We start from the raw sequence: 21,902 nt of genomic DNA, 5'->3' as shown, positions 1-21,902 counted from the left end.
AAGCATTTTTTAAACGAAACTGAGGAGATAAAAGTGGCAGAATTTTACAATGCAAAAGAGATAGAAGACAAATTTTATAAAATTTGGGAAGAACGCGGATATTTCGAGATAGACGCAAACAAAGATATCCAAAAAGATGGACGTAAATTTTGCATTATGATGCCACCTCCAAACGTGACTGGCTCGCTTCACATCGGACACGCCCTAACCTTCACACTTCAAGATATCGTGACTCGCTACAAGAGGATGGACGGCTACAAGACACTTTGGCAGCCAGGGCTTGATCACGCTGGTATCGCTACTCAAAACGTCGTTGAAAAGCAGCTTTTAGCTCAAGGGATCAAAAAAGAAGAGCTTGGCCGTGAGAAATTTGTAGAAAAAGTGTGGGAGTGGAAAGAAAAAAGTGGCGGCATGATCGTTCATCAAATGCGAAAACTTGGCATCACTCCGGCTTGGTCACGCCAGAGATTTACTATGGATGAGGGTTTAAGAAAAGCTGTGAAAAAAGCCTTTGTAAATTTATACGACAAAGGGCTAATAGTCCAGAAAAACTACATGATAAATTGGTGTACGCACGATGGCGCACTCTCTGACATCGAGGTTGAACACAAGGAAAATAAAGGCAAGCTTTATCATTTGAGATACTACTTTGCAGACAAGCCGAGCGAATTTGTTGTTGTTGCGACCACCAGACCAGAAACATATTTTGGCGATACGGCCGTAATGGTAAATCCAAACGACGAGCGCTATAAAAATTTAATCGGCAAAAAAGTTGTGCTACCTATCATAAACAGAGAGATTGAGATCATCGCAGACGAGCATGTTGATATGGAGTTTGGAACAGGCCTTGTTAAGGTCACGCCTGCGCACGATCAAAACGACTACGAGGTTGGCAAAAAACACAACCTTGAGTTTATCACTGTCTTTGACGAAAAGGGCATCTTAAACGACAAGTGCGATAAATTTGCAGGACTTGAGAGGCTTGAGGCTAGAGATATCGTAGTAGCCGAGCTTGAAAAACTTGGCAATGTTGAAAAGATAGAAGACTACGAAAACCAAGTAGGCTACTGCTACCGCTGCAAAAACGTCGTCGAGCCATACATCTCGAAGCAGTGGTTTGTAAAAAAAGAGATCGCAGACGAAGCGATACAAAAAGTCTCAGAGGGTCTTGCTAAATTTTACTCGCCACACTGGATAAACAGCTTTAACGCGTGGATGAGAGAGCTAAGAGACTGGTGTATCTCACGCCAGCTTTGGTGGGGGCATCAAATTCCAGTATTTTACTGCGATGATTGCGGTCACATGTGGGCTGACGAGGGAGAGCCGTGCGAGTGCAAAAAGTGCAAAAGTAAAAACATCCACCAAGACCCAGACGTGCTAGATACGTGGTTTAGCTCTGGTCTTTGGCCATTTAGCACGCTTGGCTGGGGCAATGAAAATGAGCTAAAAAATGAAAAATGGTTTGAAGGCGATTTGGCTGAATTTTATCCAAACAACCTACTAATCACTGGCTTTGATATATTATTTTTCTGGGTTGCTAGGATGATGTTTCAGGGTGAAAACGCCCTTGGTAAGCTACCATTTGACGACATCTACCTGCACGCGCTTGTAAAAGATGAGTTTGGTAGAAAGATGAGCAAAAGCCTTGGCAACGTCATCGACCCACTTGATAGCATAAATGAGTATAGCGCCGATATCTTGCGCTTTACGCTAACGCTTCTAGCCGTTCAAGGACGCGACATCAAGCTAAGTGACGCTAAGATGAAGCAGGTAAGAAATTTCACCAACAAGCTTTATAACGCGAGCAAATATCTCATGCTAAATGAGAGCAAATTTCCAAATTTAGAGGATATCAAGCTTCAAACAAAGCTTGGAATTTATATGAATAGCCGCTTTAACGAGTGCGTGAGAGAGGTGCGTGAAAACATCGACGCCTACCGCTTTAACGACGCTGCAAACACACTTTATAAATTCCTTTGGGATGAGTTTTGCGACTGGGGCATCGAGCTTAGCAAGGCTGATAAAGCGAACGTAAAAGAGCTTGGAAGTATATTTAAAGAGGCGATGAAGCTGCTAAATCCTTTCATGCCGTTTCTCTCAGAGTATCTATTTCAAGAGCTTAGCGGCACACAGCTTGAAAATGCAAAATCAATAATGGTTATGAGCTATCCAGAGGTAAAAGAGCGAAATTTAGAAGTTGAAAAGAAATTTGAGTTAGTTATCGAAGCGATCGTGGCTATTCGCCGCGCAAAAGCTACTATCGATCTTGGCAACTCAAAGATCGCAAAAGCCTTTGTTAAATTTAACGAAAAAATAGATCTTGACGAGGTAAAAGAGTATATCAAGCTGCTTGCAAAATGCGAGGAGATCGGCTTTGTAGATGAAAAGATCGAAAATTCAATAAGAGATGTGAGCGAAAATTTAGAGGCATTTGTCCCGCTTGAAGGGCTTGATATGAGCGGTATCATCACAAGGCTAAGGTCTCAAAAGACAAAGCTTGAAAAAGAGGTAGCCAAGCTCTCAGGCATGCTAAATAACCAAAATTTCGTAGCAAACGCACCAAAAGAAGTCATAGAGACAAACAAAGAGGCGCTAGAGAGTGCTGAGGCTAAATTTAAAAAAGTATGCGAAGAGCTAGAGGCTCTTGGAGAAAAATGGTGATAAAAATAGAAAATTTAAGCAAATTTTATGGTGATACGCAGATCCTTTATGATGTAAATTTAGAGGTTGCAAAGGGCGAAATTTTTGCTATCGTGGGGCACAGCGGTGCTGGCAAATCAACGCTTTTAAGGTGCATAAACGGACTTGAAAGCTATCAAGGCGGCAGCCTAAAAGTCTTTGATCAAGAGATAAAAAATTTAAATGAGACACAGCAGAGACATTTAAGGCGAGATGTTGGGATGATATTTCAGCATTTTGCCTTGATGGCTAGAAAAAACGTCTTTGAAAACGTCGCCACTCCGCTTAAATTTTGGTGTTACAAAAGCGATGAAACTGAAAAAAGAGTGAGAGAGCTTTTAAATTTAGTCGGCCTTGAAAGCAAGGCAAAAAGCTATCCAAGCGAGCTAAGTGGCGGTCAAAAACAGCGTGTGGCGATCGCCAGAGCGCTTGCTTTAAATCCTAAAATTTTACTAAGCGACGAGGCGACTTCGGCTCTTGATCCAAACACGACAAATCAAATTTTAGAGCTGCTTGAAAAGATAAACAAAGAGTTAGACATCAGCGTCGTCATCGTCACGCACGAGATGGAGGTGGTAAAATCGATCGCAAAACGCGCGATACTGCTAGAAGGCGGCAAGATCATAGGCTCTGGAAGCATCGAAGAGCTATTTTTAAAGCCAGATGAGAAGATGAAAGAGTTTTTGGGCGAAGTTGAAATTTTGCCAAGCACTGGCACAAATATTAGGCTATTTTTCCCAAAAGAAGTGGCTCAAAACAGCGTGATCACGCACATGGCAAGAAGCCTAAATATCGACTTTAACATAGTCTGGGGCAAGCTTGAGAAGCTAAATGACAACGTCCTTGGCTCACTTGTCATAAACATAGATGAAAAAGATAAAGAAAACGTGCTTAACTATATCAAGCAAAGTGGCGTTTTGTGGGAGGTTGCTTGATGTTTGGTATTGATTTTTCTAAATTTCCAGATGTTTTTTCTAGGATACTTTTGCCAGCTATCGGCGAGACGCTATATATGAGCATAGTCTCTACCCTGCTCGCCTTTGCCATAGGCCTCATACCTGCGGTTTTACTCATCCTTTCGGACAAAGACGGGCTAAAGCCAAACAAACAGCTTTATTTTGTACTTGATATCGTTATAAACGTGCTTAGAAGCTTTCCGTTTATCATTCTCATCATCGTGCTCTTTCCAGTTACAAAAATGATCGTAGGCACGAGTATCGGCACCACAGCTGCGATCGTTCCGCTAACTATCGGAGCGGCTCCGTTTGTGGCAAGGCTCATTGAAAATGCTCTAAAAGAGGTTGATAAAGGCATCATCGAAGCTGCTCAAAGCTTTGGTAGCTCGAAATTTCAGATCATATTTCGCGTGATGTTTGTAGAGGCGCTTCCTGGCATCATCTCGGCATTTACGCTAACACTTATAGTAAACATCGGCTTTTCAGCGATGGCTGGTGCAGTTGGCGGTGGTGGACTAGGATCTGTTGCTATAAACTATGGTTACCAGAGATTTCGCCCAGATATCATGCTCTACACCGTGGTTATTCTTATCATAATGGTTCAAATTTTTCAAGTTTTAGGCAACTATCTCTATAAAATTTCAAAAAAATAAGGCCATATTTTTTATCTGATTTTAAGCTTTTTTCCTTAAAATTGCCAAATTAATTTTAGCTGAAAGGACAAAAGATGAAATCAGATATGTGCCAGATGTGCCGCCTACTAAAAAATGCGTCGTCGAAAGACTAATCTCTAAGCACAGAATTTCTTTTTAAGTGCTTAGAACTAGCTTAAGCACTTAAAAAGAAATTTAACCTTCTAGTTTAAATTTATCCTTTTTTGGTGCTTGGCAAATTTTAAAAAAGGATAACAAATGAAAAAACTACTTCTTACCTCTTTAGTCGCCCTAGGCCTTAGCGTTAGCGCAAATGCTGCTGACAAGTCAAAAACAATAATCGTCGGTGCTACACCTATCCCACATGCTGAAATTTTAGAGGTTGTAAAGCCTATTTTGGCAAAAGATGGCTACACACTTGAGATCAAAGAGTTTAACGACTACACCACGCCAAACCTTGCGACAGAAGACGGCGACCTTGACGCAAACTTCTTTCAGCACATCCCATATCTTGAAGAATTTAACAAAAACAAAGGCACTCACCTTGTAAAAACAGTTGGCGTACACCTCGAACCAATGGGCGTTTATTCTAAAAAGATCAAAGATATCAAAGAGCTAAAAGATGGAGCAGTTGTCTCTATACCAAATGACCCAACAAACGAGAGCCGCGCACTTGACATCATAGCAAGTACTGGTCTTATCAAGCTAAACAACAACCCACTAAAAACCCCGCTTGATATAGTTGATAACCCTAAGAAGCTTAAATTTGAAGAGATCGAGACTGCTCAAGTGCCAAGAACACTTGATGACGTTACTATCGCAGTTATCAACACAAACTACGCGCTAAATGCAAATCTCAATCCAACAAAAGACGCGCTTGTGATCGAGAGCAAAGATAGCCCATACGTAAACTACGTAGTTGTTAAAGCTGGCAACGAGAATAGCCCTAAAACTAAAGCGCTTGATAAAGCGATCAACTCACCAGAAGTTAAGAAATTTATCGAGACAAAATATAACGGCGCTATCATCCCAGCGTTTTAATTAAATTTATAAAAAGCGACGTAAAAGCTTTTACCTTTTTAGCGTCGCTTTACCAAAACAAAAAAAGGAAAAACAATGAAATTTATCAAACTTTTAACCGCATCTTTAGTTGCTCTAAGCCTTCACGCAGCCGACAAGGACCACACTATCATTGTTGGCGTCTCACCAGTGCCACACGCTGAAATTTTAGAATTTGTAAAACCAAAGCTAAAAGATAAAGGCTATGATCTTGTTATCTCTGAAATTTCAGACTATTCGATACCAAATGTCGCCACAGAGGATGGTAGCTTAGACGCAAATTTTTTTCAGCATTTGCCATATCTTGAGGAGCAAAACAAGGCTAGAGGCCTGCATCTTGTAAGTGTTGCAAGCGTGCACGTAGAACCACTTGGCTTTTACTCTAAAAAGATAAAAAACATAAAAGATCTAAAAGATGGTGCAAAAGTAGCGATCGCTTACGATCCATCAAATGGCAACAGAGCGCTTAGAATTTTAGAAAAAGCTGGTCTTATAGAGATCGATAAAAACGTAAAAGTTGCAACTGTAAATGACATAACTAAAAATCCTAAGAATTTGCAGTTTGTCGAGCTAGAAGGCGCTCAGATCCCAAGAACGCTTGATGATGTCGATATAGCTGCTATTAGCACAAATTTCGTCCTTGACCTTGGCATGAGCGTGGCAAAAGACGCACTTTTGCTTGAAGATGCCAACAGCCCTTACGCTAACATCATCGTCACAAGAGCTGGCAACGAGAACAATCCAAAGATCAAAGCTTTAGTCGATGCGGTACTTAGCCCTGATACTAAAAATTTCATCATCACTCGCTACAAAGGCGAGGTCATACCTGCATTTTAAAACGGGGCGAGCTTTCGCCCTACTTTTACCTTTAAATTTAAACCTTATAGCTTTTCGTTTTAACTATCTTTTTTAAAATTTATCGCTTTTGTTAGTTACTATTAGTAAATAAAGCTTTGCTACAATGCCTCACTTAAGATAAATTTCGGAGTAAAAATGCTACATGACATTATTGATTTTATCGTATCAAGCGTGAGCAGCTGGGGATATGCTGGCATATTTGTGATGATGTTTCTGGAGAGCTCATTTTTTCCATTTCCAAGCGAAGTGGCGATGATACCAGCTGGATATCTAGCTCACAAAGGTGAGATGAGCCTAGCGCTTGCTTTTATCTCAGGCACGCTTGGTAGCTTACTTGGAGCCATTTTTAACTACTATCTTTGCTACTTTTTTGGACGCGAGATCGTCTTAAAATACGGCAAATTTGTTGGCATCACTCACGAAAAGATGGATAAATTTGAAGCATTTTTTAATAAACATGGCGAAATTTCAACATTTAACTCACGCCTCATCCCAGGAATTCGTCAATATATCAGCCTGCCAGCTGGGCTTGCTAAGATGAACATTTTTAGATTTTGCCTATTTACCACACTTGGTGCTGGGATTTGGTGCGCGGTTTTGCTTGGAGTTGGCTACTTTCTAGGCACAAATCCTGACAAACAGACACTTCTAACGATCACGATAGCACTTTTAGCAGTGGTTGCGATAATAAGTGCTATCTATATATTAAAGCAAAAAAAGAGATAATACATATAAAAATACATAAAAATTTAATGTATTTTACTAAATTTGGCTCAAATTTTTAGCTAAATTTAACCTAACAGATAGCTCTCATTTTTTCTAATCTAGCTAAATTTCTTGAAATTTTCTCTAGCTCACTTTGCTCGCAAACCTTCTCACCTGAGTAGAAAAATTTCACATTTGGAGTTAAATTTACACTTGAAACCGCAAGTCCAAGCTCGCTTATGAGGCGTTTTATCGTCCCTTCGTTGCCGTCTATTATACTTACATTTGAGGGCAAAATTTCTCTTAAGCTATCTTTAAAATAGTTAAAATGCGTGCAGCCAAGCACCAAAAAGTCAAATTTACTTAGATCAAATTTACCTAGCTCATCTTTTAGATATGACTTCACGTTTTCGCTCTCAAACTCAGCCTTTTCAGCGAAATTTACAAGGCGAGGCAGAGCAAGCAGTTCGGTTTTATCTTTTGCGTTTAAATTTGTGATTAGCTCTTTTAGTTTTGCACCATTTACGGTGACTGGAGTGGCGATGACAAGCGTTTTTAGGGCATCATCATGGCTTAGATCGTGAGCCTTTTTTACAGCTGGCTCCATGCCGATGATCGGCACGCTTAAATTTGCTCTAAGCTCTTTTATCGCCACGCTTGTAGCTGTGTTGCACGCTATCACGACAGCTTCTGCGCCATTTTCTATAAGAAATTTCACCGCACCAAAGCTAAATTTTAAGATATCATCTCTGCTCTTTTGTCCGTATGGAACATTTTTCACGTCTGCGTAATATAAAAATTCATGCTCGCTAAGCTTGCTTAAAGCTTCATTTAAGACGCTAAGTCCGCCAAGCCCCGAGTCAAATATACCTATCTTCATGCCCATCCTTAAAGCCTGCAATTATAGCAAATAATATCTTTGTAAGCCGTTTTTTATTATACTTTGGCTCATTTTAAAGTTGGAGCTAAATTTGGCAGTTGATAAGGTTATTTTCTATCTTTGCGCGACTTTGATCGCCATAAGCATCATTTTTTCACTATCTTTGCCAGTTTTTACAGTTTTATTTTTTAACTACGACGAATTTCACTTTTTTATCCGCCAGTTTGCAGTCGGCTGCATAGGAATTTTTCTCATGTGGTGGCTCTCAAGGCTAAATCCAGACAAAGCGCTCGTTTGGATAGGTTTTGGACTTCTTATCTCGTGCGGTATCGCTATGGGGCTCATGCACGCCTTGCCAGCTTCGATGGTGACTGACTCTGGAGGCGCTAGACGCTGGATCAGGTTGCCTGGCTTCTCACTTGCGCCTGTTGAGTTTTTCAAAGTCGGTTTTGTCTATTTTTTGGCGTGGAGTTTTACTAGAAAATTTAGCGACGGCAAGAGGACTTTGATGGCTGAGCTAAAGATACTTTTGCCTTATATCATTCTTTTTGGTATCGCTATCTTTCTTATCGCCGTTATGCAAAACGACCTTGGTCAGGTTGTAGTTTTGGCACTTACTTTTGTGACGATGGCGCTTTTTGCAGGGGCTAGCGTTAGGCTCTTTGGTATCGGTATCTTGGGCGCTGCCTTTGTCATGACGGTGGCGATAGTTAGCTCTGAGCACAGAATTTTGCGTATAAAGTCATGGTGGGGCACGATACAAAATATGGTTCTCTCTTTCTTGCCAGATAGCGTGGCAAACGTGCTTAGAGTGGCAGATGCGCCAGAGCCATATCAAATTTCTCACTCACTAAATGCAATTAAACACGGCGAGTTTTTTGGCGAGGGGCTTGGAGCTGGGATATTTAAGCTTGGCTTTTTAAGCGAGGTGCATACAGACTTCGTGCTAGCTGGCATAGCTGAAGAGGTCGGCGTTTTTGGCATTTTATGCATCACAGCGATCTTTATCACGCTACTTTATAGGATATTTAGAATTTCGGCTAGGAGCGAAAATAAGGTCTATCACCTATTCTCACTTGGTATCGGTCTTATCTTGTCATTTTCATTTTTGATGAATAGCTACGGCATCACATCGATCACGCCTATAAAAGGTATCGCTGTGCCATTTCTTAGCTACGGCGGTAGCTCCGTGCTTGCTATATGCATCGGCATCGGCATGGTCTTGATGGTTAGTAAAAAGGCAAAACTATGATAGTTATTTGTGGTGGCGGCACTGGCGGACATTTGGCGATCGCTAGAAGCTTTTGCGAGGAGCTAAATAGACGAGGCATAAAGCCTATTTTCATCGGCTCAACTAGCGGTCAGGATAAATTTTGGTTTGAAAATGATGATAAATTTGCACAAAAATTCTTCTTACCAAGCAGTGGCGTCGTAAATAAAAGAGGCCTTGCCAAGCTAAAATCACTAACAAATATCATAAGCCTAGCTCTAAAGTGCAGGCAAATTTTTAAAGAAAATGGCGTTAAAGCAGTCATCAGCGTGGGAGGCTACTCAGCAGCACCAGCAGCCATAGCGGCCATCATCTCAAAAACGCCGCTTTTCATCCACGAGCAAAATGCCGTAACCGGCAAGCTAAATAAAATTTTAAAGCCATACGCAAAGGGCTTTTTTAGCTCTTATGATGAGCTCTCGCCCTGCCCTTATCCTGTGGCAAATAAATTTTTTGAAAGCCAAAGAACAAGAGATGAGCTAAAAACGATACTATTTTTAGGTGGCTCACAAGGTGCAAAAGCTATAAACGAGCTGGCTATAAATTTAGCCCCATATCTTAAAGAAAAAGGGATAAAAATCATTCATCAATGCGGCAAAAATGCCCTTGATGAGCTTAAAAAAAGATATGATGAGCTTGGCTTTAGCGAGGCAAATTTAGAAATTTTTGACTTTAGCAAAGAGATAGAAAAGAAGATGAGTGAGGCTGATCTTGCCATATCAAGAGCTGGAGCTAGCTCGCTTTGGGAGCTTTGCGCAAACGCCCTACCATCTATCTTTGTGCCATTTCCTTATGCCGCTGGCAATCACCAGTTTTATAACGCTAAATTTCTAAAAGATAAAGGCATAGCTGAAATTTGCTTGCAAAATGGCGAAAATTTAGACAAAGATGAAGTCATAAAAATGATCGAGAGCTTTGATCTAAACAAAAGCAGCAAAGCTCTAAAAGATATCCTTTTGCCAAATGGGGCAAAAGAGATAGTGGATAAAATTTTAAGCTAGATCCTCGCCTATAGCGTAAGCTTTTAGCTCTCGTAGCTCGTAGATTAGATAGTGATAGATAAGCTCATTTGTCTTTAGGCTCTTGCCTGAAAGCACTGGTCTTATCATCTCGATGATCCTATCTGTGATGCCAGCGATCTCAACCAAAAGTAGCTCGTCACCCCTTTGTTTAGCCACTCTTATGCAGTTATAAAAAAATGTGTAGATAGTTTTAAAATTTTCCAAAACGACGTTTGAGACGATCTGAGAGTCGAGATGTAAAATTTTATTCATCCTATTTTGCAGCTCCATAAGCTCTGCAAGTAGCCCTCTTATCATCGCTGTGTCGCCACTTCTTGAGAAGATACTCTTTTTCTTTTTTTTATTTTGTATCTGATATTCAGCGACTAAAATTTGCATGATGTTTGAGATGCTTGTCAGGCTCTCCTGCAAATTTTGATTAGTCTTTAGGCTCACACCAGCCTTTTCTATCTTGTAGTATAGGCTTTTGTTTGTCTGCTCGAGGTATGAGCTAATGTTTTCGTAGTAATCTTCAGTATTAAAGACATTTTTAAAAAAACTGCCCTCGTCTGTTGTGCTATAAAGTCTTTTTTTGATCTCTTCGACATTTTTATTAAAATTGAGCGCATCGATCTTTGTTTCAGGCTCGACAACGCCGTTGTTTTCGATAACTTCCAAGTTTTTCTTAAGCGTGTTTATCAGCTTATCAATCTCATTAAAATCCATTTTGCCTCTTTGAAATTTTTGGCTATTTTACTATAAAAAGCTGAAGTTTTTGCTTGCAATCCTTAAAGAGATAAATTTATGCTTCTTTTAATAAAATATCTCAAAAAAGGAGCAAAAATGAATGGTGAAGTTTTTAATGCTTGCATTATCGTAGCCTCCATAAAGCAAGCTCTAAGGTCAAATTTAGAGTTAGATTACAAAGGCGAAAAATATATAAAAAGCCTAGTTTTTGACTATATTTTGGAGGATGATCAAGAAAAAAGAGAGCAAGCTAGCATAAATGAGTGGTTTAAGCACGCTAAAAAGCTTAGGCTAAGTGACGTGAGATTTGCTACAAATTTGACGGTTTCATCAAAGGAGCGCTCTCTGCAAGGCTTTTCAAATGTAAGCCACAAGTCAATCCTTTGCATTTATAAAGACAAGATGAGCTACTTCGTGCCGCACTGGAGCTTTGAAGAAGATAAAAAGGGCTGGGATATAGTCTATAGAGAATTTAGCCTAAATGGCACGCCAGAAATTCAAAAATTTAGTGACAACACTTTGGAATTTAAAGATATCCTAATAAGGATCACTAAATTTGCAGATGAGATAGAGTGTGAGAACTTTGGCGACTGCTTTAGAAAAGGGCTAAAAGCGCTAAACGAGCCAGAAAATATAGAGCAAAATATCCTAAATGCGCCACTTATGCCAAAGCTAAATTTAGCTCTTTTTACTGCGGCAAGCGCGGCAGATGTCTTTGGTGGCATGGGCTCTTGGAACGACGACGCAGCAGGATTGGCGCAGCATAAAAGACGAGGCAAAGAGTATGATGAGCTTAGCAGTGAGCTTTTTACGCAGATGCGAAAAGCCACTCTTTTTGCCATAAATGAGTGGTAGCTAGCCGTTTATCTGATAGATCTTTTTTCGCTGGCTTGAGCTGCCGATGTTTAGGATTTTGCGGTATTTGGTAATGGTTCGGCGAACGATTTGGATGTTAAATTTAGCTTGGATTAGCTCTTGGATTTTTAGATCAGAAAGTGGCTTTTTGTGATATTCATTTTTGATAAGCTCTAGCAAAAATTCCTTTATCGCGGCGTTTGAAGTTTCCTCGTCAAAGCCAGTTGCGAAGAAATTTTTAAGTGCGACCGTGCCTCTTGAAGAGCTTAGATATTTGTTCGCAATCGCTCTTGAGATGGTTGAAGGGTTGCGTCCAAGCTCGTCAGCTAGGTCTTTTAGCTTCATAGGCTTTATGTCGCCGCCCAAAAAGTAATCATACTGATACTCAACTATCATGAGCCCTATCTTATAAAGCGTCGCCTTTCTCATCTCAAGGGCGTCTATGAGCTCGCTAGCCTCTTTTATGCGCGAGCTTACAAAGGCCTCTTTCTCGTCTAGTCCCTCGGTGTCGATAGAAATTTCAGGATAATAGTCGTCATTTATCTGCACGCTTATGCCACTACTTGTGCTTAGCACGAAGATGTCAGGTACCGCCTCTTTTTCATCTTCAAGATATTCAATAGCTGGGGGATTTTTAAATTTCTTTATGATCTTTAGCGCGTCGTCATAGAATTTAAGCTTTCTAAGCTTCTCTATATTTTCAAAATTTAAGATGATCTTTTTTGCGCACTCGATGATCTCATCACTCGCCTCTGCCTCGCCAAGCTGAAACAAAAAGCTCTCTTTAACATCCTTTGCGCCCACGCCACAGGGCTCAAGGTAGGCAAATCTCGCTCTAACCCGCTCCACCTCATTCTCATTAAAATCCGTAAAAATTTCATCATCATAAGAAAAATAGCCCTCATCATCTAAGCACTCAATGATCTTATATGCGATATCTTGGGACTTTTGTGTGGGGAAAAGTGGTGGATTTATCTGGCTAACGAGCTTTTCATAGAGGCTTTCTTTATATATGCTTAAAGCCTCGATACTTTCGCTAACCGAGTTTTTGCTAACCTGCTCGAAAAAATTTCGCTTTTTTTCGCTTTTTTCTAAATTTTTATGCTCAATCGTGGCAAATGGATTTTCTTTTATAAAAGGCTCAAGCGTCTCTTTTAGCTCGTCAAGCCCGCTTTGAAGGATAGGAAGCCAGCTTCTTAGCGTTTGGTTTAGTTTGATCTTTGGCGCTAAAGTTTGCTTTTGCCTTAGCATCATCTACTCAAGCAGCTTAAATTCTTCGCCAAGATAGTGCGTTCTAACGAGCTTATTGTTTGCCACTTCGCTCGCACTGCCGCTTGCTAGCAGCGAGCCATCTTTGATGACGTAGGCTCTGTCGCAAATGGCTAGTGTCTCACGGACGTTGTGGTCAGTTATCAAAACGCCTATGCCTAGCTTTTTAAGGTCTCTAACGATGCTTTGGATGTCGCTAACTGCGATAGGATCGACGCCTGCAAATGGCTCATCAAGCAGCAAAAATTTTGGCTTTATAATGAGGCTTCTAGCGATCTCACAGCGTCTGCGCTCGCCACCACTTAGACTAACGCCCTTTCTTAGGCGGATAGGCTCGATATTTAGCATATTTAGCATCTCATTTACTCTTTTGGAGATATCTTCTTTGCTTTGATTTAAAATTTCAGCCCCAAGGAGTAAATTTTCCTCTACGCTTAGCTCTTTAAATATGCTTGACTCTTGCGGCAAATAGCCAATACCAAGATGCGCTCTTTTGTGAAGCGGGACGTTTGTGATCTTTTCGTCGTTTAAAAAAACATCTCCGCTAGTTGGTGAGATGAGCCCGCAGATCATATAAAAAGTGGTCGTCTTTCCAGCGCCATTTGGCCCAAGAAGCCCCACCACTTCGCCGCTATTTACCTCTAAAGATATACCTTTTATGATCTCACTTTTCTTAATCGTCTTTTTTAGATCTTTTACTTCTAGTTTATGCACTTATAACCTCGTATTTTCTGCCATTTTCGCTAGGAGAAATTTTTACTAACGTATAGCTCTCGCCGTTTTTCTTTAGAGCTTTTTCTAAATTTTCATCGCCCCACTCTACTAGATGAAGCCCCTCTTCAAACAAATTTTCAAAAAGGCCATTTTTTGCCATTCCGTCAAATCCGATCTGATAAATGTCGTAGTGGTAGATATCTTTACCATAAATTTGCATCAAAGAAAATGTCGGCGACGTCACGCTATCTTCTATGCCGTGCGCCTTGATGATCGCCTTTACAAGCGTCGTTTTGCCACTTGCTAGATCGCCACTTAGTAGCACCACGCCACTTTTTGGAAGCACCCGCACAAGCCCATCAAGCTCATTTTCTAAAAGCTCAAAAACCATCAAAGCTCTTTTACGTATTCGCTTTGAGCGCTTTTTGGTATGCTTTTTGTAGTTGGGATCGCTAACACCTCATATCTTGCCTCACGAGCTAGAAATTTGATAGTGATCACGTCGCCTATCTTTACGTCTTTTGCCGCTTTTGCCTGCACGCCGTTGATGCTCACAACGCCGCTTTTGCACATATCTTCGCTAACGGCACGCCTTTTGGTTATATTTACCACGTTTAAAAATTTATCTACTCTCATGCGGCGGATTTTAACAAAAATAGCCTTAAATTTTTAATCCTTTAGATATTTTAAAAGTTCTTTTAAATTTAGAGGTATGACGCTGCCGTGGGTTTCATTTTTAAAAAGCTCAAAGTGAGAATTTACCCCACTTTGCTTTAAGATCCCAGCCAGATCACTCGCCTTTAAAATGCCAGCTTTGTCAGTTTTGCCCTTTCTCTTTTCAAGCTCGCCAACGCTAAGAAAGACGAATTTAGCCTTTAGTTTCTCTTTAAATTTACCATCATTCACATTTTGCTTTAAAATTTCAGACTCGCCCCACCAAAGAGATGGCGAAGCGATAAAGAAATTTGAAAATATGCCCTCATTTTTAAGCAAAGCGTAGAGCGTAAAAAGGCCGCCAAAAGAGTGTCCATAAAGGCTTTTTTGACTGCCCTGCACGTTAAATTTCTCATCAACTAACGGCACTAAATTTCTAGTTAAAAAGTGGTAAAACGCATCTGCGCCGCCACCTTTGCTAAACTCCTCGCCCTCTGCCTTTGGTGTGAGATCTCTTGTGCGTTTTTCTACTTCGTAGCTTTTGTCTGTGTCATATCCTATGCCTATTATTAGCGGTGCGGTCGTGGCATCAAATTCATTTAATATCATGTTGAACTGGGCGTTTGCGTCAAGCAAGAAAAGCACGTTTTTAAACTCATCTTGCCCCTTTAGCTTGGCTGTGAAAATTTTATAAATTTCATCATTTGCACTCATTTTAAAGGTTGAAATTTCAAATTTACTAGCAGCTTTCTCGCTTAATGGATCAGGCGTTTGTTGCGGAGCTGCTTGTAAAATTTGCGTCACACCAAGCGTAAAAAGCAAAAATTTAAAGGCTCTTACCATTTTGCAGCGACCTTAAACCAAAACCTCCTACCCTCTTGCGGATAAAAGTAGTATGTATCGCCCACAAGCGCCTCATCGTATCTTACCTTATCAAAGATATTGTATGCATTTAGGCTAAGAGTTAGGTGCTTGTTTGCATCCCAACTGACGCCTGTATCGAAGGTGAGTAGGTCTTTTGTGTTCTCTCTTACTCTGTTGCCAGCACCGAAATTTACGCTTGTTAGCTTGCTCTCGTAGTTTGCGCCAAAAAATGTCTTGACGCTTTTTACAGGCTTATATGTAAGCGTGGCGTGAAGTGTGTGCTCTGGCGTTGCTGTTAGGCTTTTGCCATCAAGTCTGTTAAGCCCAGTTTGGCTAAATTTCATAGGGCCATTTGGCGTATTTATCGTTGGGTTGCCAGTTTTTATCTTTGACTTATTATAGGTGTAGTTTGAGCTTAAATTTAGGTTTGAAAGGATGTCGTAGTCGCCACTTAGCTCTACACCCCAAACGGTCGCACCTTCTATGTTAAAGTAAGTTCCCCAACCAGGGCAAGTAACGTCTGGTGCATTTGTGCAAGTGCCAAAGGCTGGAATTCCATTTACTCTTTTGCTGCCATCAGTGTCTAGGATCTTATCTTTAAATTCATTTCTAAAAAGCGTTACCGAGCCTCTAAAATCAGCCTGATTGTCATAATATGCCCCTACTTCATAAGTCGTGCTCTTTTCTGGTTTTAGGTCCTTGTTGCCAAAATCAACTATACTCCAAGCCTTTTGAATAGTGCCTACTTCTGGGGAAATTTGATTGACATTTGGTGTTTTATAGCCAGTTGCTACGCCGCCTTTTAAGCTTAGCGTATCTGTGGCGTTATAGACTAGGTAGGCTCTTGGCGAGAGGTGGTTGCCAAAAAATTCATTGTGCGTAAGTCTTGAGCCAAGCGTTAAAAAGAGCTTCTCATCTAAAATTTGCCACTCATCCTCGATAAATCCCGCATGCTCGCTCATCGAGTAGGTCTTTGGATCTTTTAAGCCGTTTCTTGAGGCGTTTGAGACGATGAATGTCGTGCCGACATTTTGCTTACTAAAGTCATAACCAAAAGTTAGAGTGTGTGCGCCAAAAAAGGTTGTAAATTTAGAGTTGAAGTTGTGATTTTTGGCTTTTGCTGGTATAAATTTATCAAAAAGGCTCGTTCTTTGCGTCTGGTCATAAATGTAGCTAAGATCGGCATTTAGGCTATCAAATTCACCAAGATAGCCCACGCCATAGCTCTTTTTTTCGTAGTCATAGGCGTTTAAAACCTTATTTGTCTTTATAGTGGCTGTTTTGCCGACTGTTCGCGAATAGTCGTGTTTTTCGTTTGAGCCAAGGATGAAAAATTTATTATGCTCATCTGGAGTGATCCAAAGTTTTGCGGTTAAATTTCTCTTATCGCTCTCTTGATAGCCACCTTTGTAATTATCCTCATCTCTTAGCTTTTTATAGCCCCAAAGCTGAAGCGCGAAAAGGTCCTTATAAAGAGGTAAATTTAGATAAAAGTCGCCCTGCCTGCCATCGCCTATGCCTTTGTGAGTGTTTATCGTGGTTGAGATGCCGACGTTGCCGCTAAATTTTGAAAAGTCTTTTTTGGTAATGATATTTATAACGCCTCCAACCGCGTCGCTACCATAAAGCGAGCTCATAGGGCCACGGATAACCTCTATACGCTCGATCGCCTCGGCTGGCGGGATGAAATTTGAGTTCATGTCCCCTGCTCCGCCCTTTGGATTTGCGCTGCTTGAATTTACTCTTTTGCCATCAATTAAAACTAGAGTTTGAGATTTTTCCATGCCGCGTATCGAGATACCACTAGCTGGACCATCCTCGCCGCCAACGACATTTACGCCTGGCGCTTTTTGCGCGATAGAGTGAAGCGAGGTAAAGCTATCTTTTGTTAGCTCCTCGCCCTTTATTACGCTTATGCTTGCAGGGGCTTCTTTTATCTGCTGCGAAAAGCCGCTCGCACTTACTACGACGCCATCTAGCTTAGTTTCGTTGTTCTCTTTTTCTACTGCATAGAGAGAATTTGCCACACAAGCACTAAGGCAAATGGCGATAAATTTTGATCTATTCACGGATATCCTTTTGTTAAATTTAATTTTTGATAATGAAAGCGAAACGCAAATTTAACAAAGCAAGCATAAAAACAATATTAATTATCAAAAATAAAATTTATCTAAACACAATAAAAGCAATTTTTATAAAACAATACTTACATTACTTAATAGATTAATTTATTAAAGATTAATCAATTTAGGCTAAAATACGACCATTTCAACAAAAGGACAGCTATGAAAAAAGATGTAAAAAAAGTTGTTTTAGCATACTCAGGCGGACTTGACACAAGTATTATTTTAAAGTGGCTTCAAGACGAATATAAATGCGAAGTAGTCACATTTACAGCTGACATCGGACAAGGCGAAGAGCTAGAGCCTGCACGTAAAAAAGCCCTAGCACTTGGCGTAAAACCTGAAAACATTTTTATAGAAGACTTAAGAGAAGAATTTGTACGTGATTATGTATTTCCAATGTTTAGAGCAAACGCAATCTATGAGGGCGAATATCTACTTGGCACATCAATCGCGCGCCCACTTATAGCAAAACGTCAAAGCGAGATCGCAAGACTTGTTGGCGCTGATGGCGTGAGCCACGGAGCAACAGGCAAAGGCAACGACCAAGTTCGCTTTGAGCTTGGCTACTACGCACTTGGTGATAATCTAACTATCATCGCCCCATGGCGCGAGTGGGATCTAAACAGCCGTGAAAAACTTTTGGCATACGCTGAGAAAAACGGCATAGATATCACCAAAAAACCAGGTAAAAGCCCATACTCAATGGACGCAAATTTACTTCACATAAGCTACGAAGGCTTAGTGCTTGAAGACCCGAGCCACGCACCAGAAGATGATATGTGGAGATGGACAGTAAGCCCAAAAGATGCTCCAGATAAGAGTGAGATCATAGAGATCGGCTATGAAAAAGGCGATCCAGTGAGCATAAACGGCAAAAAAATGAGCCCAGCTGAAATTTTAACCGAGCTAAACCGCCTTGGCGCAAAACACGGCATCGGCAGACTTGACATTGTAGAAAACCGCTCAGTTGGTATGAAGAGCCGCGGCTGCTACGAAACTCCGGGTGGAACGATAATGCTAAAAGCTCACAGAGCGATCGAGAGCATCACGCTTGACCGCGGCGCAGCTCACTTAAAAGATGAGATCATGCCAAAATATGCCGAGCTAATTTATAACGGCTACTGGTGGTCGCCTGAGCGAAATATGCTCCAAGCGCTCATCGACAAGAGCCAAGAGCACGTAAATGGCTCTGTTAAAGTTGAGCTTTATAAAGGTAATGTGATTATACTTGGTAGAAACAGCAAAGATGATAATCTATTTAGCGAGGCGTACTGCACATTTGAAGAGGACAGCGTTTATGACCAAAAAGATGCAGAAGGATTTATCAAACTAAATGCACTTCGCTTTATAATCGCACGTAAAAATGGGCGAAAATTTGATTAAAAATAAAATTTAAAAGGATAAAAATGAAAGTACTACTAATAAAAGATGTAAAGGCACTTGGCAAAGCTGGCGAGATAAAAGAGGTAAAAGACGGCTACGGCAATAACTTCTTAATCGGCAAAGGCTTTGCAAAAGCAGCTACTCCAGATGTCCTTCGTCAATACGAAGCAGCTCAAAAAAGAAAGGCTGAAGAGCTAAAATACGAGATCGCAAATTTAGAAAAGCTTAAAGAAGAGCTTGCAAAAGTGACAGTCGTCGTCAAGAAAACTCTTGGTGCAAATGGCTCGCTCTTTGGCTCAGTTTCAAAAGAGGAGATCGCAGCAGAGCTTGAAAAGACACATCATTTGGTAGTTGAGAAAAAGGCTATCGACCTGGACACTCACCTAAAAGCAGTTGGTCTTTATGATGTCTCTATAAAGCTTGGACACTCGATAAATGCGACCTTAAAGGTTGATGTGCAAGGAGAGTAGATGTTTCATGCGACAACCATCTTAGCCTACAAAGGCAAAAATAAAGCGGTCATCGGCGGCGATGGACAGGTGAGCTTTGGCAACACCGTCTTAAAGGGCAATGCCGTAAAAATCCGCAAAATTCACAACGGCAAAGTCCTAGCTGGCTTTGCTGGTAGCACTGCTGACGCGTTTAATCTCTTTGATATGTTTGAGAAAAATTTAGAACATACAAAGGGGGACTTGCTAAAGGCGGTGATAGAATTTAGCAAAGAGTGGCGCAAAGACAAGTATCTAAGAAAGCTTGAGGCGATGATGCTTGTGCTTGATAGGGATAAAATTTTCTTACTTAGTGGCACAGGAGACGTTGTTGAGCCAGAAGATGGCAAGATAGCAGCTATCGGAAGTGGCGGCAACTACGCCCTTTCAGCGGCCCGTGCCCTAGATAAATTTGCCGATATCGACGAAGAGGAGCTAGTCAAAGAGAGCCTCAAGATCGCCGGCGAAATTTGCATCTATACAAATACAAACATCAAAACTTATGTTTTAGAATAAGAGAAAAAATGAACTTAACACCAAGAGAAATTGTTAAATTTTTAGATGACTATGTGATCGGTCAAAAGGACGCCAAAAAGATCATAGCGATCGCACTTCGCAACCGCTACCGCCGTATGAAGCTTGAAAAGAGCCTGCAAGATGACATCATGCCAAAAAATATCTTGATGATCGGCTCAACTGGCGTTGGTAAAACCGAGATCGCAAGGCGTCTTTCAAAGATGATGGGACTACCTTTTATCAAGGTAGAAGCTAGCAAATATACTGAGGTTGGCTTTGTTGGTCGTGATGTTGAAAGTATGGTAAGAGACCTTGCTATGGCATCATATAATCTCGTAAAAAACGAGCAAAGCGAGAAAAACCAAGACAAGATAAATGCCTATATCGAAGAAAAGATCGTCTCAAAGCTACTTCCGCCACTTCCAAAAGGTGCTAGCGAAGAGAAGCAAGCAGAGTACGCAAAGAGCTATGAAAAAATGCTAAATAGGCTAAGAAACGGCGAGCTTGACGAGCTAAGTATCGAGATCGAGGTGCAGCAAAACCCACTTGAAGCTGGCTCAAATGTGCCACCTGACATGGCACAGATGCAAGAGAGCTTTATCAAGATAATTGGTATCGGTGGCAAGAACATCAAAAAAGAGATGAAGGTAAAGGACGCCAAAAAAGCCCTTCAAAGCGAAGCAAATGATAAAATTTTAGACCTTGAGAGCGTAAAAACAGAGGCTTTAAGAAGAGCTGAAAACGAGGGCATCATCTTTATAGACGAGATCGATAAGGTAGCCGTTGGCTCAGGTAGCTCAAATAGGCAAGACCCAAGCAAAGAAGGTGTGCAAAGAGACTTGCTACCTATCGTTGAGGGCTCAAATGTAAATACCAAATTTGGAAATTTGAAGACAGATCACATTTTATTTATCGCAGCTGGCGCCTTTCATATAAGCAAGCCAAGCGATCTCATCCCAGAGCTTCAAGGCCGTTTTCCACTAAGGGTCGAGCTTGATAGCCTTGATGAGGACGCGCTTTATCAAATTTTAACCCAGCCAAAAAATTCGCTTTTAAAGCAATATATCGCACTTCTTTCAACTGAAAATGTCGAGCTAGATTTTGATGATGAAGCGATAAAAGAGATAGCAAGGATCGCTCATGCAGCAAATGAAAAGATGGAAGACATCGGTGCTAGACGCCTTCATACGGTGATCGAGCGCGTGATAGAAGATATCAGCTTTGAAGCTAGCGAAAAGAGCGGCGAGAAGATAAATGTGACAAAAGAGCTTGTAAAAGAGCGCCTAAAAGACGTGGTTGAGGATCAAGATCTAGCGAGGTATATACTTTGAAATCAGGCTTTGTTAGCATCATAGGACGCACAAATGCTGGCAAAAGCTCGTTTTTAAATGCCTTATTAAACGAAAAGATCGCCATTGTCTCGCACAAGCAAAACGCAACTCGCAGAAAGATAAATGGCATCGTGATGAACGGTGAAGATCAGATCATCTTCACCGACACACCAGGGCTTCACGAGAGCAACAAAGCGATAAATCAACTGCTAATTAGCCAAGCTATAAAATCGATGGGAGACTGCGATCTCATCGTATTTTTAGCGCCTATCCATGATGACACAAGTGACTACGAGAAATTTCTAGCTTTAAATCCTGAAAAACCACACATCTTAGTGCTAACAAAAGTCGATGAGAGCTCAAACGCAAAAGTGCTTGAAAAGATCACTCAGTATCAAAAATTTCAAGATAAATTTGCAGCACTTCTTACTTTTAGCACCAAGCAGCCTACCTATAAAAAGCCGCTTCTTGATGAAATTTGCAAGCTTTTGCCAGAGCATGAGTACTTTTATGATCCAGAATTTCTCACACCGACAAATGAGAAGGAAATTTTTAGAGAATTTATACTTGAAGCGATCTATGAAAATTTAAGCGATGAGATCCCATATCTTAGCGATGCGATCATAAAAAGCGTAAAAGAAAAAACAGGCATAACTGAAATTTATGCTAGCATCATCACGGAGCGTGACATCCACAAAAGTATGATCATCGGAAAAAATGGTGAAACCATTAAACGAATTGGAATTTTTGCAAGAAAGTTAATACAAAATTTAACAAACACAAAGGTCTTTCTAAAGCTCGATGTAGTCGTGAAAAAAGGGTGGAGTAAAGAGGAGAAAAGCCTAAATAAGATAATCGGCTATTGATTTTTTATTAGAAAGATATTAAAATACC

Annotated in this window: 22 protein-coding genes; 14 read left to right on the top strand and 8 right to left on the bottom strand. The window is 40.8% G+C overall.

What is annotated here, in order from left to right; genetic code table 11:
• The first annotated feature begins 33 nt into the window (after nt 1-33).
• From UNSWCS_RS00270 to UNSWCS_RS00245, 6 genes are all read left to right on the top strand, one after another.
• On the top strand, nt 34-2,661 hold the full coding sequence (locus UNSWCS_RS00270) for a valine--tRNA ligase (protein ID WP_021086821.1): 2,628 nt from the start codon (nt 34-36) through the stop codon (nt 2,659-2,661).
• Entirely contained in the window at nt 2,658-3,614 is a 957-nt protein-coding gene (locus UNSWCS_RS00265) for a methionine ABC transporter ATP-binding protein (RefSeq protein ID WP_035143299.1), read from the top strand. Before UNSWCS_RS00270 ends, UNSWCS_RS00265 begins: the two co-directional genes overlap by 4 nt.
• Nucleotides 3,614-4,288: a methionine ABC transporter permease gene (locus UNSWCS_RS00260; protein ID WP_021086223.1), complete on the top strand. Its 675-nt coding sequence runs from the start codon at nt 3,614-3,616 to the stop codon at nt 4,286-4,288. The genes UNSWCS_RS00265 and UNSWCS_RS00260 overlap by 1 nt, the downstream gene beginning before the upstream one ends.
• Nucleotides 4,289-4,546: 258 nt before the next feature.
• Nucleotides 4,547-5,329: a MetQ/NlpA family ABC transporter substrate-binding protein gene (locus UNSWCS_RS00255; protein WP_021084583.1), complete on the top strand. Its 783-nt coding sequence runs from the start codon at nt 4,547-4,549 to the stop codon at nt 5,327-5,329.
• 75 nt (nt 5,330-5,404) lie between these two features.
• Nucleotides 5,405-6,184 (top strand): MetQ/NlpA family ABC transporter substrate-binding protein, encoded by a 780-nt coding sequence (locus tag UNSWCS_RS00250; protein ID WP_021086831.1) that lies wholly within the window; start codon nt 5,405-5,407, stop codon nt 6,182-6,184.
• A 156-nt stretch (nt 6,185-6,340) separates the two neighbouring features.
• A complete protein-coding gene (locus UNSWCS_RS00245; protein WP_021086797.1) occupies nt 6,341-6,931 on the top strand; it encodes a DedA family protein in 591 nt (196 codons plus the stop codon).
• A gap of 70 nt (nt 6,932-7,001) precedes the next feature.
• On the opposite strand, the gene murI is transcribed toward UNSWCS_RS00245, so the two are convergent.
• Complete coding sequence (murI, locus tag UNSWCS_RS00240) at nt 7,002-7,790, bottom strand: glutamate racemase (protein WP_021086786.1); 789 nt, start codon at nt 7,788-7,790, stop codon at nt 7,002-7,004.
• 91 nt (nt 7,791-7,881) lie between these two features.
• Between murI and UNSWCS_RS00235 the strand changes: the two genes are divergently transcribed.
• Nucleotides 7,882-9,042, top strand: a complete 1,161-nt coding sequence (locus UNSWCS_RS00235; protein ID WP_009293817.1) for an FtsW/RodA/SpoVE family cell cycle protein — start codon at nt 7,882-7,884, stop codon at nt 9,040-9,042.
• Nucleotides 9,039-10,061, top strand: a complete 1,023-nt coding sequence (murG, locus tag UNSWCS_RS00230) for an undecaprenyldiphospho-muramoylpentapeptide beta-N-acetylglucosaminyltransferase (RefSeq protein WP_021086790.1) — start codon at nt 9,039-9,041, stop codon at nt 10,059-10,061. Before UNSWCS_RS00235 ends, murG begins: the two co-directional genes overlap by 4 nt.
• Here murG and UNSWCS_RS00225 read toward each other — a convergent pair.
• Nucleotides 10,053-10,787 (bottom strand): hypothetical protein, encoded by a 735-nt coding sequence (locus UNSWCS_RS00225; protein ID WP_021086825.1) that lies wholly within the window; start codon nt 10,785-10,787, stop codon nt 10,053-10,055. The two genes, murG and UNSWCS_RS00225, sit on opposite strands and share 9 nt — an antisense overlap.
• A 117-nt stretch (nt 10,788-10,904) precedes the next feature.
• Between UNSWCS_RS00225 and UNSWCS_RS00220 the strand changes: the two genes are divergently transcribed.
• The gene (locus tag UNSWCS_RS00220; RefSeq protein WP_021086770.1) at nt 10,905-11,663 is read left to right on the top strand and encodes a hypothetical protein; all 759 of its coding nucleotides are present in this window, start codon (nt 10,905-10,907) and stop codon (nt 11,661-11,663) included.
• On the opposite strand, the gene UNSWCS_RS00215 is transcribed toward UNSWCS_RS00220, so the two are convergent.
• The 6 genes from UNSWCS_RS00215 to UNSWCS_RS11610 are packed head-to-tail and all read right to left on the bottom strand — an operon-like array spanning nt 11,664 to nt 17,233.
• Entirely contained in the window at nt 11,664-12,914 is a 1,251-nt protein-coding gene (locus UNSWCS_RS00215; protein ID WP_035142336.1) for an RNA polymerase factor sigma-54, read from the bottom strand.
• 3 nt (nt 12,915-12,917) lie between these two features.
• Nucleotides 12,918-13,646, bottom strand: coding sequence for an LPS export ABC transporter ATP-binding protein (lptB, locus tag UNSWCS_RS00210; RefSeq protein WP_002940487.1), 729 nt, complete (start codon nt 13,644-13,646; stop codon nt 12,918-12,920).
• Entirely contained in the window at nt 13,639-14,037 is a 399-nt protein-coding gene (gene tsaE / locus UNSWCS_RS00205; RefSeq protein ID WP_021086803.1) for a tRNA (adenosine(37)-N6)-threonylcarbamoyltransferase complex ATPase subunit type 1 TsaE, read from the bottom strand. Before tsaE ends, lptB begins: the two co-directional genes overlap by 8 nt.
• Nucleotides 14,037-14,282, bottom strand: a complete 246-nt coding sequence (locus tag UNSWCS_RS00200; protein WP_002940508.1) for an RNA-binding S4 domain-containing protein — start codon at nt 14,280-14,282, stop codon at nt 14,037-14,039. The genes tsaE and UNSWCS_RS00200 overlap by 1 nt, the downstream gene beginning before the upstream one ends.
• A 33-nt stretch (nt 14,283-14,315) precedes the next feature.
• Nucleotides 14,316-15,143, bottom strand: coding sequence for an alpha/beta hydrolase (locus UNSWCS_RS00195; RefSeq protein ID WP_021086807.1), 828 nt, complete (start codon nt 15,141-15,143; stop codon nt 14,316-14,318).
• Nucleotides 15,137-17,233 (bottom strand): TonB-dependent receptor domain-containing protein, encoded by a 2,097-nt coding sequence (locus UNSWCS_RS11610; protein WP_021086794.1) that lies wholly within the window; start codon nt 17,231-17,233, stop codon nt 15,137-15,139. The genes UNSWCS_RS00195 and UNSWCS_RS11610 overlap by 7 nt, the downstream gene beginning before the upstream one ends.
• A gap of 216 nt (nt 17,234-17,449) precedes the next feature.
• Here UNSWCS_RS11610 and UNSWCS_RS00180 point away from each other — a divergent pair, with 216 nt between their 5' ends.
• Genes UNSWCS_RS00180 through era form a run of 5 tightly spaced genes read left to right on the top strand, consistent with a single transcriptional unit; the run spans nt 17,450 to nt 21,874 of the window.
• Nucleotides 17,450-18,673, top strand: a complete 1,224-nt coding sequence (locus tag UNSWCS_RS00180) for an argininosuccinate synthase (RefSeq protein WP_021086801.1) — start codon at nt 17,450-17,452, stop codon at nt 18,671-18,673.
• Between the two features lie 23 nt (nt 18,674-18,696).
• On the top strand, nt 18,697-19,143 hold the full coding sequence (gene rplI / locus UNSWCS_RS00175) for a 50S ribosomal protein L9 (protein ID WP_021086217.1): 447 nt from the start codon (nt 18,697-18,699) through the stop codon (nt 19,141-19,143).
• Nucleotides 19,144-19,677 carry an ATP-dependent protease subunit HslV gene (gene hslV, locus UNSWCS_RS00170; protein ID WP_002940451.1) on the top strand — a complete coding sequence of 178 codons (534 nt, stop codon included), beginning with the start codon at nt 19,144-19,146 and terminating at the stop codon, nt 19,675-19,677.
• 8 nt (nt 19,678-19,685) lie between these two features.
• Nucleotides 19,686-21,008, top strand: coding sequence for an HslU--HslV peptidase ATPase subunit (hslU, locus tag UNSWCS_RS00165; RefSeq protein ID WP_021086799.1), 1,323 nt, complete (start codon nt 19,686-19,688; stop codon nt 21,006-21,008).
• Entirely contained in the window at nt 21,005-21,874 is an 870-nt protein-coding gene (era, locus tag UNSWCS_RS00160; protein WP_021086775.1) for a GTPase Era, read from the top strand. Before hslU ends, era begins: the two co-directional genes overlap by 4 nt.
• The last annotated feature ends 28 nt before the right edge of the window (nt 21,875-21,902 follow it).

Source organism: Campylobacter concisus UNSWCS, from assembly GCF_000466685.1.
Taxonomy (GTDB): Bacteria; Campylobacterota; Campylobacteria; order Campylobacterales; family Campylobacteraceae; genus Campylobacter_A; species Campylobacter_A concisus_A.
This window is presented reverse-complemented; position numbering and strand designations above follow the sequence as displayed.